The sequence below is a fragment of the Sphingobacterium tenebrionis genome, from assembly GCF_037126265.1.
GTDB classification, from domain to species: Bacteria; Bacteroidota; Bacteroidia; order Sphingobacteriales; family Sphingobacteriaceae; genus Sphingobacterium; species Sphingobacterium tenebrionis.
The window spans coordinates 103,803-119,843 of record NZ_JAYLLN010000004.1 but is presented as its reverse complement, the minus strand read 5'-3'; the positions used below and the strand labels follow the sequence as shown (position 1 = coordinate 119,843).

11 protein-coding genes are annotated in these 16,041 nt (G+C 44.4%); all 11 read left to right on the top strand.

Going from position 1 to position 16,041, the window contains the following annotated elements; translation table 11 throughout:
- Positions 1 to 22: 22 nt before the first annotated feature.
- The 11 genes from VJ786_RS03265 to VJ786_RS03215 all read left to right on the top strand — a co-directional run bounded on the left by VJ786_RS03265 (position 23) and on the right by VJ786_RS03215 (position 16,035).
- Entirely contained in the window at positions 23 to 787 is a 765-nt protein-coding gene (locus VJ786_RS03265) for an SDR family NAD(P)-dependent oxidoreductase (protein WP_134776825.1), read from the top strand.
- A gap of 122 nt (positions 788 to 909) precedes the next feature.
- Positions 910 to 1,767: a fumarylacetoacetate hydrolase family protein gene (locus VJ786_RS03260; protein ID WP_134776824.1), complete on the top strand. Its 858-nt coding sequence runs from the start codon at positions 910 to 912 to the stop codon at positions 1,765 to 1,767.
- Positions 1,768 to 1,778: 11 nt separating this feature from the next.
- The gene (locus VJ786_RS03255) at positions 1,779 to 2,609 is read left to right on the top strand and encodes an amidohydrolase family protein (protein WP_134776823.1); all 831 of its coding nucleotides are present in this window, start codon (positions 1,779 to 1,781) and stop codon (positions 2,607 to 2,609) included.
- Between the two features lie 6 nt (positions 2,610 to 2,615).
- Positions 2,616 to 3,404 carry an L-fucose dehydrogenase gene (locus VJ786_RS03250; protein ID WP_134776822.1) on the top strand — a complete coding sequence of 263 codons (789 nt, stop codon included), beginning with the start codon at positions 2,616 to 2,618 and terminating at the stop codon, positions 3,402 to 3,404.
- 387 nt (positions 3,405 to 3,791) lie between these two features.
- The gene (locus VJ786_RS03245; protein ID WP_134776821.1) at positions 3,792 to 4,958 is read left to right on the top strand and encodes a glycoside hydrolase family 172 protein; all 1,167 of its coding nucleotides are present in this window, start codon (positions 3,792 to 3,794) and stop codon (positions 4,956 to 4,958) included.
- A gap of 6 nt (positions 4,959 to 4,964) precedes the next feature.
- A complete protein-coding gene (locus tag VJ786_RS03240; protein ID WP_209023113.1) occupies positions 4,965 to 6,215 on the top strand; it encodes a DUF6786 family protein in 1,251 nt (416 codons plus the stop codon).
- Positions 6,216 to 6,220: 5 nt separating this feature from the next.
- The gene (locus VJ786_RS03235; RefSeq protein WP_134776820.1) at positions 6,221 to 7,984 is read left to right on the top strand and encodes an L-fucose isomerase; all 1,764 of its coding nucleotides are present in this window, start codon (positions 6,221 to 6,223) and stop codon (positions 7,982 to 7,984) included.
- Positions 7,985 to 7,989: 5 nt separating this feature from the next.
- Entirely contained in the window at positions 7,990 to 9,321 is a 1,332-nt protein-coding gene (gene fucP, locus VJ786_RS03230) for an L-fucose:H+ symporter permease (protein ID WP_134776819.1), read from the top strand.
- Positions 9,322 to 9,327: 6 nt separating this feature from the next.
- The gene (locus tag VJ786_RS03225) at positions 9,328 to 10,977 is read left to right on the top strand and encodes a ribulokinase (protein WP_134776818.1); all 1,650 of its coding nucleotides are present in this window, start codon (positions 9,328 to 9,330) and stop codon (positions 10,975 to 10,977) included.
- Positions 10,978 to 11,119: 142 nt separating this feature from the next.
- Positions 11,120 to 14,233 (top strand): SusC/RagA family TonB-linked outer membrane protein, encoded by a 3,114-nt coding sequence (locus VJ786_RS03220; protein WP_134776817.1) that lies wholly within the window; start codon positions 11,120 to 11,122, stop codon positions 14,231 to 14,233.
- A 17-nt stretch (positions 14,234 to 14,250) separates the two neighbouring features.
- Positions 14,251 to 16,035, top strand: a complete 1,785-nt coding sequence (locus VJ786_RS03215) for a RagB/SusD family nutrient uptake outer membrane protein (protein ID WP_134776816.1) — start codon at positions 14,251 to 14,253, stop codon at positions 16,033 to 16,035.
- Positions 16,036 to 16,041: the final 6 nt, after the last annotated feature.

The following is a 16,041-nucleotide window of genomic DNA, read 5'->3' as shown; positions in this document are numbered from 1 at the left end:
ATAAAAATAAAATTAAATAGTTATGTCTAAAATAAAAGACAAAGTAGCGTTGGTAACCGGGGGTGGTAGTGGTATTGGTAGAGCAATTTCGGAATTGTTCGGTGCAGAAGGTGCCCATGTCCATATCTTGGATTTAAATGCCGAAGGAGCCGAAGCAACGAAAGCAGCAATCGAATCTAAAGGAGGGAAATGCGATATTCATATTGGCAATGTTTCGATCCAACAAGAGGTTATTGATATCGTGGCGAAGATCGGGCGAGTGGATATATTAGTGAACAATGCAGGTATCGCCCATGTAGGGGATCTGGAACACTGCGCGGAAGCTGATTTTGATAGGGTTTATCAGGTGAATGTTAAAGGGGCTTATAATGCCTTGTATGCGGTAATTCCAGCTATGAAAGCCAATGGCGGAGGTGCCATCCTCAATTTGGCATCCATTGCAGCCGTAGTAGGCATCAGCGACCGTTTTGCCTATTCCATGAGCAAAGGGGCTATCTTTGCCATGAACCTTTCCGTAGCCCGGGATTATATGGCCTATAACATCCGATCAAATTCGATATCGCCAGCCCGCGTGCATACGCCATTTGTTGATGGCTTCATTGCCAAAAACTACCCCGGACAAGAGGAGGAAATGTTCGATAAACTATCCAAATCCCAGCCCATCGGCCGCATGGGACAACCAGCCGAAATCGCTAAATTGGCTTTGTTCCTATGTTCAGATGACGCCGCCTTCATCACTGGAAATGACTACCCTATAGATGGCGGATTCATTAAGCTGAATAATTGATGGTAGATGATAGATATCAGATTATAGATAATAGAGTTTAGACAATAGACAATTGATTATAGGAAAAGTTATCAGACCATAGGTCTTAATACTAACTACTAACTACTAAATACTAAAAAAACATGAGACTAATAAAATACGGTGAGGCTGGAAAAGAGCAGATAGGTGTACATATCGGGGGTAAGAATTATGATGTTTCTGCATTTGGAGGGGATTATGATGAATCCTTTTTCGCAGAGAATGGTTTGGCACGATTGGAAGAGTTTGTGAAGGCCAATGAAGGAGAGTTGATTGAGTTGCCTGCGGATGTACGTCTGGGGGCTCCATTTGCTAGACCATCGAAAATTGTATGCATTGGCTTGAATTATAGAGACCATGCTGAGGAAACCGGGGCTAAGATTCCGGAAGAACCTATCATCTTTATGAAATCCACCACGGCATTGATCGGCCCGAATGATGAGGTGATGATCCCTAGAAACTCTGTTAAAACCGATTGGGAAGTGGAATTCTGTATCGTGATCGGTAAAAAGGCAAGTTACGTGGAAGAAAGTGAAGCCTTGGATTATGTGGCAGGTTATGTGTTGCACAATGATGTTTCCGAAAGGGAATACCAGTTGGAAAGAGGGGGAACCTGGGATAAGGGTAAAGGTTGTGATACTTTTGCGCCGATGGGTCCATTCATGACCACAGCGGATGAGATTCCGGATATCAATAAGGTGGCACTTTGGTTAAAAGTAAATGACAAGGTGTACCAGAATGGAAATACATCGAACCTGATCTTTAAGGTGCCGGCTTTGGTTTCTTATGTTTCGCAGTTTATGACCTTATTACCTGGGGATGTGATCTCAACAGGTACACCTGCAGGGGTTGGCCTTGGGTTCAATCCAGCGATCTACCTGAAACCTGGGGATGTGATGGAACTGGGAGCAGATTATTTAGGAGTGCAACGCCAAACGGTGGTTGCCTATGAAAGAAAATAAAATGGATAGGTATGAGGATTGATGCACACCAACATTTTTGGTTATATGAGCCGGTAAAGGATGCCTGGATTACTTCAGAGATGGAAGTCATCCAACGGAATTTCCTTCCGAACGATATTGGTCAGACCTTAAAAAACAATGGTTTTGACGGTGTTGTGGCGGTCCAAGCGGATCAAAGCCTCCGGGAGACGGAGTTTTTATTGGAGCTTTCCCAGGTTTATGCATTGATCAAGGGAATTGTAGGTTGGGTAGATCTGCAATCGGAGCAGGTTGAAGAGCAGTTGAACCATTTTAAGCAGTTTCCGAAGGTTAAAGGGTTCAGACATATTGTGGAAGGCGAATCCGATCCGGATTACCTACATAAGGATGCTTTTCTGAGGGGGATTGCCGCATTGACTCAATATGGTTATACCTATGACCTCTTGATCAAGCCTTGGCATTATGAAAGTACCCTGAAATGTGTAGCAGCCAATCCAAAACAAGCATTTATGCTGGATCATATCGCCAAACCTCCGATCAAAAGCCAGGAGTTCAGCGATTGGGCAGCGTTCATTGAAAAATTGGCGGCCCATCCGAATGTACATTGTAAAGTATCAGGACTGGGGACGGAGGCCGATTGGAAACATTGGAAACTGGATCATTTTACCCAGTATATTGCCCATGTGATTCAATGTTTTGGCAAAGATAGGCTGGTTTTTGGATCAGATTGGCCAGTATGTTTATTGGCGGGATCTTTCAAGGATACCATCCATATCGTGTCCGACAAATTAACTGATTTTAGCCCAGAGGAATTGGCTGGTTTCTGGGGAGATAATGCCGTAAAATTCTATGGTTTAACCTAATTGCATATGGATTTAGAATTAAAAGATAAAGTAGTCATAGTTACCGGAGGAGCGAAAGGAATAGGGAAAGGGATTGTGATGGCATTGGCCAAGGAAGGCGCGATTCCAGTGATTGTAGGCAGAAAAGATAAAGATAACGAGGCGGTTAAAGCAGAAGTTGAGGCCTTGGGCGGAAAGGCTTTGGCCGTTCAGGCTGAACTGGGTAGGCCAGAAGAGTGTAGAGCTGCTGTGGATAAGGTCATGGAAGTTTTTGGAAGGATAGATGGTTTGGTTAATAATGCTGGATTAAACGATGGCGTCAGCTTGGCGACCGGAACTTATGAAGATTTTGTGCAATCCCTGCACAATAGTCTGATCCACTATTTTTTGATGGCACAGTATAGCCTTCTTGCTTTGAAGGCCTCCAAAGGAAGTATCCTGAACATCAGCTCCAAGACCGCTGAGACGGGACAAGGAGGGACCTCTGGTTATGCAGCGTCCAACGGAGGTAGGAATGCACTGACCCGGGAGTGGGCGGTAGAATTGCTGAAAGATGAAATCCGAGTAAACGCGATTGTGGTAGCAGAAAGCATGACCCCGCAATACGAAAGTTGGATTCAGACATTGGATAACCCAGAAGAAACGTTGGAAAAGATTACCGATCGGATCCCCTTTCAGAACAGAATGACGACAGTGGAGGAAATTGCGGATATGGCGATATTTCTGTTGTCCAACAGGTCTAGCCATACCACCGGACAATTGATTCATGTGGATGGGGGCTATGTGCATCTGGACAGGGCATTGATCAAGGAATAACAGCTTACATTCGAAGCATTTAACACAGGAACTAAAAATCCTTTGTTGCAAAATCCATAAGAAAACGATCTTATGGATTTTTTTTGTGCTTTAAAATCTTATTCCTAGGTGCTTAGAACTTATTTTTTCAAGAAATTATTGAAAAATGATAAAAAAATATTTTTCTTTTAATCGATTAAGCATTATACTTGTATGAATTATAAACTGATCAATACCGAAATTTTATTTTAATTGTAAGCTGCTGATCCCCTATTTGTTAGCTAATCGCTTAAACGTTTAAACAGAATTTGTTGTTTTAATTTTTGCAAAAACATATTAGCAAAACAAAAAAGGTTTAAATTGAAAAGAAAAATAACCAGTTACCGAAAATCAACTAATCAATAAGATATGAAAATTAAACTTTTGATTGCCTCCTTATTATTCACTGGACTCGTTTATGGTCAGAAGGAGCAGAAATTTAATGGGGTGGATATGAACCTCGGCACCTTGTCCCGTTTATCTGATGCCAAGACCCGTTCCATCAGTCCGGAGAACTTTACCGGAGAGAAAGGAAAAGGGGGGATGGCAGATCCCACAAAACATGCTGGTCAGCCAAATGTGGCCAATGCACACCATGCTTCCCGGGAATTAGGGGTGGGCTGGAAGGTTAATCCCTTTATCACCATTAAACCTGGAGAAACCTTCACCATGGCAGAGATCAACGAATCAGGTGTTATCCAACATATCTGGATGACTCCGACAGGGAATTGGAACCATACCATATTCCGGATCTATTGGGACGGCGAAAGCACGCCATCGGTAGAGTCTCCGGTAGGACCTTTTTTTGGAATGGCCTGGAACCGTTTTGCTCCCTTAAATTCATTGGCCATGACCGTAAATCCGGGAAGCGCCTTCAATTCCTATTGGAAGATGCCTTTCCGCAAAAGTTGTAAGATTACCATGGAGAATATCAGTGCCGATCCGATGAACCTGTATTATCAGATCGATTATGCTTTGACAGAAGTGGATGCTAATGAAGGTTATTTTCATGCACAGTATCGTCGTTCTAACCCGACTACTGGAGCCCTGCATACCATCATTGATGGTATCAAAGGGAAAGGACAGTACGTTGGAACCTATTTGGGAGTCGGTGTGAACAACATAGGCTGGTGGGGAGAAGGCGAGATCAAATTCTTTATGGATGGCGATAAGGATTATGCCACTATCGTAGGTACCGGATTGGAGGATTATTTCTGCGGGTCCTATAATTTTGAGAATAAGGCTACCCGTCAATATCAGGAATACTCCACAGCTTATGCCGGATTACATCAGGTCATCCGTCCGGATGGGCTATATGAATCACAACAACGGTTCGGGATGTATCGCTGGCATATCATGGATCCCGTTCGTTTTGAAGGTGATCTGAAGGTCACCATCCAAGATCTGGGCTGGCGTTCTGAAGGAAGGTATCTGCCACAAAAATCAGATATGATATCCGTGGCCTTCTGGTACCAGTCCGAACCCCATCAGAAATTCCCGAATCTTCCAGTAAAAAATGATCTAGAAGTAAATTAAAAGAGCATGAGACATCCGATAGCAATTGGTATTCTCTTCGGAATAACCGTGTTGGTGGCAGCTTGCCAACAAAAAACAGGAAAAACGACCGAAAATCAGCAAGACAGTATGAAAGTAAGCTATGAAAAAGGAAGCTTTGGCTATGATCTGGATTTCTTGAATAAGTATGATTCCGTCATCTTGTTGCAGAACGAAAGTGGATTGGGACAAATCATTGTTTCCGCGAAATATCAAGCAAAAGTTTTTACTTCCACAGCCAATGGGGCGGAGGGGAAAAGTTTTGGTTGGGTCAATTATAAGGCTTTCGATGCCGAAATAGATCCGCATATGAATGCCTATGGTGGCGAAGACCGCTTATGGTTGGGCCCTGAAGGAGGACCATTTTCTCTGTATTTCAAAAAGGATACGGAGATGGTTTTCGAAAATTGGAAGACTCCAGCTGCGATTGATACCGAAGCCTGGGATCTGGTCGCAGCAGACAGCAAAGAAGTCAACATGGAGAAACGCAGTGTGATAACTAATTATAAAGGTACGCCTTTGGATATCAAGCTGCAACGCAAGGTGCGGATATTGGAAAATGCCGAGGTTGAAAAGGAATTAGGCATCAGTTTGAGCCCAGGTTTGAAATCGGTTGCTTTTACTACCCAAAATACCATTAGCAATGTAGGCTCAGCCGCTTGGACAAAAGAAACCGGAGCTCCCTGCCTTTGGAACCTGGATATGTTCAACCCGTCTGATTCAACGGTGATCCTCATTCCTTATCAGGAAAACGCCAGCGGAAAGGTTGCTACGACCGATTATTTTGGGGAGATTCCAACCGACAGAATCGTCTATAAACAAGGGGTATTGTTCTTTAAGGCGGATGGAAAATCCCGTGGTAAATTAGGACTTACGGCACAGCGCGCTAAGCAGATTGCCGGAAGTTACGACCTGGAAAGTGGCGTGTTGACCATTACCAAATACAGTTTAGATCCTTCAAAAACCTACTTAAACCAGGAATGGACTACCAAAAAAGATCCATTTGTGGGCGATGCTGTCAATGCCTACAACGATGGGCCATTAGCAGATGGCGGTCAGATGGGACCATTCTATGAGATCGAAAGTGTTTCTCCTGCAGCATTTTTAAAGCCGAACGAAAGCCTCACGCATCAGCATGCCGTTTACCACTTTATGGGTGACAAAAAGGAGATCAATCAATTGATCAAAAGTTTATTCCAGATAGAAATCAACGATATCCGTACAGCCTTCAAAAATTAATACATATGAACAATTATCCTAAAATCGGAATCCGTCCAATCATTGATGGTCGCTGGGGAGGAATCAGGGAGTCTTTGGAGGAAACAACCATGAATATGGCGAAAGCCGTCGCACAGTTATTTGAACAAGAATTAAAGTATTTAGACGGGACACGCGTATCCTGCGTCATCGCTGATACTTGTATCGGTGGGGTGAAAGAAGCAGCGGATTGCCAGGAGAAATTCGATAGGGAACAGGTCGGCGTTTCACTTTCTGTAACCCCATGCTGGTGTTATGGCTCCGAAACAATGGACATGGACCCTTTACGTCCCAAAGCGATTTGGGGCTTTAATGGCACAGAACGTCCAGGTGCGGTATATCTGGCTGCAACCGTTGCGGCACATAACCAGAAAGGCCTGCCTGTTTTCAGTATTTATGGACATGATGTACAAGACCTTGGGGATACAAGCATCCCCGATGATGTGAGAGAAAAATTATTGGCATTTGCCAAAGCCGGGCTTGCTGTAGCCTTTTTAAGAGGCAAAAGTTACCTTTCCATTGGTTCGGTATCAATGGGGATTGTCGGTTCCATCGTCAATGCGGAATTCTTTCAGGAATACCTGGGAATGCGCAATGAATATGTGGATTCGACGGAAGTTCTCCGCAGGATACAACTGGGAATATACGATGAACAAGAATTTGAAAGAGCCATTGCTTGGACCAAGGAACATTGCCAAGAAGGCGAGGATTTCAATCAAACACATAAGGTAAAAAGCCGCCAGGAAAAGGATGAGGACTGGGAGTTTGTGGTCAAAATGACCATGATCATCCGAGACCTCATGCAAGGGAATCCAAAATTGGCGGAAATGGGCCATGCCGAGGAGGCGATGGGGCATCATGCATATATTTCCGGTTTCCAAGGTCAACGGCAATGGACAGACTTCCTGCCGAATGGCGATTTCTCGGAAGCCATGCTGACCTCTTCCTTCGATTGGAACGGTATCCGCGCACCGTATATGGTCGCTACGGAGAACGATTCCTTGAATGGAGTTTCCATGGCCTTTAATCATCTACTCACCAATACCGCCCAGATTTTTGCTGATGTAAGGACCTACTGGAGCCCAACTGCCGTCGAGCGGGTAAGCGGATGGCAACCGGAAGGAAGAGCAAAAGATGGCTTTATCCACCTGATCAATTCAGGTGCAGCTACCTTGGATGGTTCTGGACGTCAGTCAAAAGATGGGCAAGCAGCCATTAAACCCTATTGGGAAATCTCGCAGCAAGAGGTGCAAGATTGCCTGGATGCCACAACCTGGTATCCTGCAAATCGGGATTACTTCCGCGGTGGTGGTTATTCCTCCAACTTTTTAAGCAAAGGCGGTATGCCGGTGACCATGTGCCGGGTTAACCTGATCAAAGGTTTAGGCCCAAGCTTACAACTGGCCGAAGGGTGGACCATAGACCTTCCAGATGAAGTACATCAATTATTAAACGATAGGACAGATAAAACTTGGCCTACCACCTGGTTTGTCCCTCGTACCATGGGGCAAGGGGCTTTCCGTGACGTATATTCTGTGATGGCCAATTGGGGATCCAATCATGGCGCCATCAGCTATGGACATATCGGTGCAGACCTGATTACCATGGCATCCATTCTCCGTATTCCGGTTTGTATGCACAATGTTGCGGAAGATAAAATATTTAGACCAGCTACCTGGGCAGCATATGGAATGGATTCAGAAGGATCCGATTACCGCGCTTGCCAAGCCTTTGGACCATTATACCGTTAAGCAACATGGAAACTAAAAAGAAATTATTTACAGACGATCAGGGTAATCGACTACTTATACCTTTCCTGTTCATATGCAGTTTGTTCCTGCTATGGGGTTTTGCCCATGGATTTTTGGATGTATTGGATAAACATTTCCAAGACCTGCTTCATGTGTCTAAGGCACAGTCGGGTTTTGTACAGTTTTCCCTTTACATCGGTTATTTAGCCATGGCCATCCCTGCGGGATTATTCATCAAACGCTATGGATACCAAAAGGGGATAATCTTTGGGCTGGTATTATTTGCACTAGGAGCTTTTATGTTCTATCCAGCAGCAAAATTAGCAGCCTTTATCCCTTTTTTAACCGCCTTATTTGTTATTGCCTGTGGTTTGGCGTTTTTGGAAACAGCCGCTAATCCCTATTCCATTGTTCTGGGCTCGAAGGAAGGTGCCGCCAGAAGGATCAATATTTCCCAATCATTTAATGGATTGGGATGGATCTTAGGCCCGCTCATTGGTGGTTTAATGATCTTTGGCACTGAAGCAGAAGGGGAACATGATAAATTTGACTCTCTGGTAACCCCATATTTGGCCATAGGTTGTATTGTGGTGGTCGTCGCTTTGGTCTTTCTGGTCATCAAGCTGCCCGAAATAAAAGAGAAAAAAGAGGGCGGCGAAATGGAGGAGAACCCGCCGATGCGTCGACTTCTCAAACATCCGGTTTTTATTTTTGCAGTCATCGCGCAATTCCTTTACGTGGCAGCACAAACGGGAACAAATTCCTTTTTTATCAATTATGTGATTGATGCGATCCACGATCTACGAACGCCAATAGCCGGAATTATGGAACATCTGGGTTACTTTGGGGAATTTTTTATGCCCAAGAACAACGAACAGGCAGCTTCCCTGATCCTCGCAATAGGGGGAATGGGTGCCTTCTGGATTGGTCGATTAACTGGATCTTATCTGATGAAATTTGTAGCACCACAACGATTGCTTGCCATTTATGCGGTAGTCAATATCATCCTTAACATATTGGTATTTATGAACCTGGGCTGGCTTTCGGTAATTGCTTTGTTCAGCACCTACTTTTTCATGTCCATTATGTTCCCGACCATATTTGCTTTGGGGATCTCCAATTTGGGGACTTTAACCAAAAAAGGTTCCTCCTTTTTGGTCATGGCGGTTGCCGGAGGGGCATTTTGTCCACCCATCATGGGGCTGATCGCAGATCATAGTACCATGGCGAGGGGTTTTATCATTCCGGTGCTGTGCTATGTGGTCATTGCTGCATTTGCTATCTGGGGAGTTAGGAAGATAGAAGGAAAGTTAGACATGTCGAACCCAACACATTAAAAAGCTATGGAGAAGGGGTATGTTATAGGCGTAGATTTCGGGACCGATTCGGTTCGTGCCATTCTGGTAGAAGCGGAGACTGGAAAGGAGATAGGTGCTCATGTTTCCTTGTTTAAGCGATGGCGGGAAGGAAAATATTGTCAACCGAACAAACATCAGTTTCGCCAGCATCCATTGGATTATATCGAATCTTTGGAAGCCTGTCTGATGGGATGTTTGGGGGGACAGCCACAAGCGGTAAAAGACGCTGTATTGGCGATTTCTATTGATGCGACGGGCTCAAGTCCTGTGGCTGTAGATGAAAAAGGAATACCCTTAGCCCTACATCCGGAATTCGCGGAAAATCCAAACGCCATGTTTTTCTTATGGAAGGACCATTCGGCCATTTCGGAGGCTATGGAAATCAATGAGAAAGCGAAGTTATTTGAAAAAGATTATTTAAGCCATGTTGGCGGAATGTATTCGGCAGAATGGTTCTGGTCAAAATTATTGCACGTTTTACGTCAGGATAGGGAAGTGGCAGAAGCCTGTTTTTCATGGGTGGAACAGAGCGATTGGCTTCCCTATTTTTTGACCGGGACCCAAGATGCCAACCGCATGAAACGAAATGTATGTGCGGCAGGGCATAAAGGCTTATGGGCAAAGGCCTTTGGAGGATTTCCGCCCTTGGCATTTTTCGAACATATAGACCCAGCATTAACCCGGATTTACCAAAGCTTACCGAAGGATTTATATTCTGCGGATGAAATTGCTGGCCAACTTTCCAAGGAATGGGCTGATAAATTGGGTTTATCCAGCTCTGTGAAGGTGGGAGTAGGCGCCATTGATGCCCATGTAGGTGCTATCGGTGCTGAAATTCAGCCGGGCGTGCTCTGTAAAGTGATGGGAACTTCCACTTGCGATATGTTGGTGATTTCCCAGGAAGAATTGGATGGGAAATTGGTCAAAGGGATCTGTGGACAGGTAGAAGGATCGATCGTTCCGGGACTTGTAGGGCTGGAAGCTGGGCAATCTGCTTTTGGAGATGTGTTCAGCTGGTACAGAGACTTGCTCCTATTTTCGGTCAACGAATTGGATCTGGATGAAAACATTGCAGAAACATGGAAAGATCAGATATTACAGCGATTGGCTGAAAAGGCCGAAAGCCGACCGGTAGAACTTCATAATCCCATTTCGCTGGATTGGTTCAATGGGCGAAGAACACCTTACGTGGATCCACATGCCAAAGGGGCTATGGTAGATCTACATTTAGGTTCGGATGCGGTGAGTTTGTTCCAGAGTTTGGTGGAAGCCACCTGTTTCGGATCGCGCGCCATAGTGGATGATATGGAAAAACAGGGAGTAGAAATAAATTCGGTGACCGCCATTGGCGGTATAGCCAAAAAATCCAGCTATGTGATGCAGACCTTGGCCAATGTATTGCAAAGGCCCATTCAGGTGCATCAATCGTTGGAAACCTGCGCCTTAGGGGCCTGCATGTTAGCGGCTACCCTTGCCGGGATCCATCAGAATCTTCAAGAAGCCATGGAGAAGATGGGATTGGGATTTGAGAAAACATTTCTACCCGATGAATCCTTAAAAACAATTTACGAAGATAGGTATCAACGCTATCAACAGATTGGAAATGAACTATACAACAGAAATAGACCTATATAAACAGTTTAAAACAAAAAAAACCATATGACAGCTAGGCTCTCATATGGCTGATGAAAATTATCAATTTATTAATCATTAAATAAAAGATAGGTTCGGTCTGGACAATCTTGCCTATCGATTATTAATAACCAATTTCTAATATATGGAAAAAAGATCTCGCTTGTCTTTTCAGTTGCGTGTTTTTCTCCTTTTCTCGATTCTTTTAAGTAATAGTGGAAATTGTTTTTCGTTCGGAAAACATATCGCTTCGATCTCCACCAATTACCAGCAGCAATCTTGGGTTTTGAATGGACTGGTTACCAATGAGAAAGGTGAACCCTTAGTTGGTGCTAGTGTGCTGGTCAAAGGCACAAATCGTGGGACAAAAACAGATAATGAAGGCAAGTTTATCCTCGAAATTACAGCTGAAACAGAACAGCTGATGGTCTCCTACCTGAGTTATACCAGTCAGGAAATAACCGTAGGAAGCCGTAGAACCATCACCATCAAGATGGAACCCAATCTAAAGGAACAGCAGGTGAACGAGGTGGTGGTCGTTGGGTTTGGAACACAGAAGAAAATCACGGTTACTGGTGCTATTTCGGAAGTTCCCGTTCAGAATATCCAACGGATATCCACACCCTCCTTATCGAATTCTTTAGCGGGCAGTATGCCAGGTATTGTTACCCGACAGAGCTCCGGAGAACCGGGGTATGATGGTGCCGCCATCTTCATCCGAGGTTTTGGAACCTGGGAAAACCGTTCGCCACTGATTTTGGTTGATGGGGTAGAACGTGACCTCAACAATATCAATACCCAAGAAATTGAAAGTTTCTCCATTTTAAAGGATGCTTCCGCAACAGCGGTCTATGGTGTCCGTGGAGCAAATGGAGTTATCCTGATCACCACAAAAAGAGGGAAATTAGGAAAACCTTCGGTGGTATTCCGTACGGAGAATGCCCTGCTTACTGCTCAACGCCTACCGAAATACATCGATGGTCCACAATATGCCGGGTTGATCAATGAAGCCCAATTGAATGAAGGGAAGAATCCGATCTATTCGCAATTGGAACTGGAGGCATTTGCCGATGGTAGAAACCCCTATCTATACCCTAATGTAGATTGGGTAAATACCATCTTAAAAGAAAATACCTTCCAGACCATCAATAACTTAGCGGTTACCGGTGGTAGTGAAATCATCCAATATTATACCAATGTGGGATACACCGTACAGAACGGTATCTACAAACAGGATCCGGATAATTTCTGGAACAATAATGCCCAGATGCAGCGCTATAATTTTAGATCCAATGTGGATATCAAGTTATCAGAATCCATTGCTTTGCAACTGGGGCTTGGGGGAATCATCCAACGGGGTAATTACCCAGGAAGATCCGCGCCGGATATTTTCAGGGCCTTGAAAATAACCAGCCCGATCAACTTCCCGATCACCAATCCGGATGGGTCGATCGCCGGCGGACAGACTTCCTATCTCCAAGAAAATCCTTATGGATTGGTGGTGCGGTCGGGTTATAGTACACAGGATAGAAATACCCTGCAGGGAACATTTGGTGGTAAATGGGATCTTTCCAAACTACTGACTCAAGGCTTGTCCCTGCGCGGACTATTTTCCTATGACCATTATTACCAAGGATGGAACGATCGTTTCAAGCCGTATAGAATCCGACAATATCTGGGATTAGGCACCAATGGGGAAGAATTATACCGAAACCCGGATATTCGTGAAGAAGGTGCTATGGGTTATGGATCAGGTAGTTCCTCGAATAGGGCATATTACTCTGAAGCCAGTCTGAACTATAACCGTTCCTTTCAAGAGGCGCATAATGTAACGGCCATGTTCCTATACAACCAACGGGATTATGTACACCTAACGGCAGGGACCAGTTTGGCGAACCTTCCATTTCGCCGTAGAGGTTTTGCCGGACGTTTGACCTATGATTACAAGATGCGTTATCTCTTGGAGCTGAATGCAGGGTATAATGGATCGGAGAACTTTCCGAAAGGAAAGCGTTATGGATTTTTCCCGTCCGTAGCCGCAGGTTGGGTGCTCAGCAATGAACCTTTCTGGAACAGTGAAGTCATCAACCACCTGAAGATCCGTGGGTCTTATGGACAGGTCGGAAACGATCAGATTGGTGGTCGTCGATTCTTATTCCTGACCAACATTATTCGTGGTGGACAGGATTATCCTTTTGGCGAACAACAGACCTGGTTGGCCGGCTATAATGAAGATCAGATCGGAAATGAAAATGTAACCTGGGAAGTTGCGAATAAAGCCAACCTAGGCTTGGATCTCCAGTTGTTTAATGGAAAAATAAACCTTCAGGTAGATGGTTTCCGGGAAAATAGGCAGGATATCCTATTGCAGCGTGGGGTGATCCCACGAGTGGCTGGTTATTATCCTTGGGTAATTCCTTATGCGAATTTAGGAAAGGCCAAGAACTACGGTATTGATGGATTATTGGAGGTGAAGCATACGACCCAGGCAGGGTTCTACTATAATTTCAGGGGAACCATGACCTATGCAAAAAGTATCCGGGTCAAGGATGATCTTCCGAATTACCTATACCCTTACCAAAATCCCATCGGGCATTTAATTGATCAGCCATTTGGATACATCTCCATGGGAATTTTCCAAACACAGGATGAAATCGATAATAGCCCTAGACAAACGTTCATCGAAAATGTGCAGCCTGGGGATATTAAATACATGGATGTAAATGGCGACGGTGTGATTGATATCTTCGATCGTGTTGCGATAGGATACCCAAGGACTCCACAATTTATTTATGGAGCTAACTTTACGGTGGCCTATAAAGGAGCGGAGTTAAGCCTCTTTTTTCAAGGGACTTCCAAAACCTCCATTTTTATCGATGGCCCTTCCATGTATCCCTTCCAGATGGGTTTAGGTACCTACAATATCCTACAGGAATATTATGATAATCGTTGGACCACAGAAAATCCCAACGGCAAATACCCTAGGGTATCGAGCATGGATAACCTGAACAATAACCAGACATCCACACATTTCCTTCAAGATGCCAGTTTCATTCGGTTGAAGAGTGCAGAGATTGCCTATTCTTTTGCGCCCGAGTCCTTGAAGAGAATCGGTTTGAATGGGATCCGGGTATTCTCTAATGGAACGAACCTGATTACTTGGGATAAGATCAAGATCATCGATCCGGAAGCAAATTATGGTACTCCGGGATATCCGCTGCAAAGGATCGTGAATTTTGGTGCACAATTGACTTTTTAAACCTAAATGAACTAGTCATGAAAAAAAGAAATTTAATCTTCAAAATACTGATAGCTGGAGCCTGCTTACTATCCTGCGAGCGTGATTTCCTGGAAAAACAGCCGGATGAAAACCTCGATATCGATAAGGTGTTTTCCGAAAGGCAGTTTGCAGAAGGCTTCCTCTCTTCCGTATACCATAATATGCCGCCCATGCTGGAGATTTCCCGTTGGGAGGAAAGAAACCCATTTACCGGTGCCAGCGATGAAATGGAGATCACCTGGACAGGAGCCTATTCGCATCTGCTGAATTCCGGGGCTTGGAGCCCTGCCGATTTTCATCCCGATGTATGGGGTTTTATGTATGAAGGTATCCGGAAGACCAACATCTTCCTGGAAAATATAGATCGAGTTCCGATGGATGAACGGGATAAAGAAGTTTGGAAAGGAGAGGCTATATTTTTAAGGGCCTACTACCATTTTAATATTATGAAAATGTATGGCGCTGTTCCTATCGTGGATCGCACCATCAAATTGGATGAGGATTTTAGTAAGATCAGAAGAAATCCAGTGGATAAGGTTGCCGAATTTATTGCGGCGGAATGCGATAAAGCGATCGCCATTTTGGATTGGAATGTGGAACCCATAGATTATGGACGGATCACCAAAGCTGCAGCAATGGGCCTTAAATCAAGGGTATTGCTGTATATGGCGAGTCCTTTATTCAATGGGAATCCCGATTATCGGAATTTGAAGAACGATGATGGAACCCGTTTGTTTCCGGATTACGATGCCAACCGATGGGCACAGGCAGCTGCAGCAGCAAAAGCCTGTATCGATGGAGCTGAACAGAATGGTTATGGCTTATATTATTCTCCAACGAATGACCCGATGGATAACTACCAAAAGGTATTTACGATAAGAAATAATAGGGAAGTTTTATTGGCTCGGAACAATGGTGTCAAACAGCATTTTGAACGTTGTGCTAATCCCACCTCCTATGGTGGATATTCCATTTATTGTCCAACCCAAGGCTTAGTGGATGCCTATGAAATGAACAATGGCGAGAAACCGATCAGCGGTTACAATTCAGATGGTTCGCCTATTATCAACCCCCAATCCGGTTATCGCGAAGATGGATTTGTAGCAGCAAAACATCCTAAGGATTATTACCCCGCAGGAGTTAGCAATATGTACATCAATCGTGATCCACGTTTTTATGCTTCCATAACCTTTGCCGGTTCGCGTTGGAAAAATGCGGAGGTTCAGTTTTGGTTCACGGGTAAGGATGGACGTGAAAAGGCAGGTTCAGACTATTGTATTTCGGGCTATCTGATGCGCAAAATGGTGAACCATACCAGTAACATCCCTCAGAATCAATTTGGATTGAATACCTGGGTGGAAATCCGTCTGGCTGAAATCTATCTGAATTATGCCGAAGCATTGAATGAATCCCAAGGTCCTGTAGCCGATGTGTACAAATACCTCAACCTAATCCGGACACGTTCGGGCATGCCTGATCTTCCTGCCGGATTGAGTAAGGAAAGCATGCGCGAACGGATACAACAGGAAAGAAGGGTAGAGATGGCCTTTGAGGCGCAACGTTATTTTGATGTGAGACGTTGGAAAATTGCCAGATCGTATGATTCTGGACCCATCTACGGCATGAACATCATGGCCGGTACCCACCTAAAAGATCCTGCTTATTATAAAAGAACGGTGATCGAAAGAAGGGTATTTACCTCACCAAAACATTATCTATGGCCAATTCAGATCGGGGAGATCGAAAAGAATCCATATATGGTGCAGAACGTAGGCTGGTAAGCTATA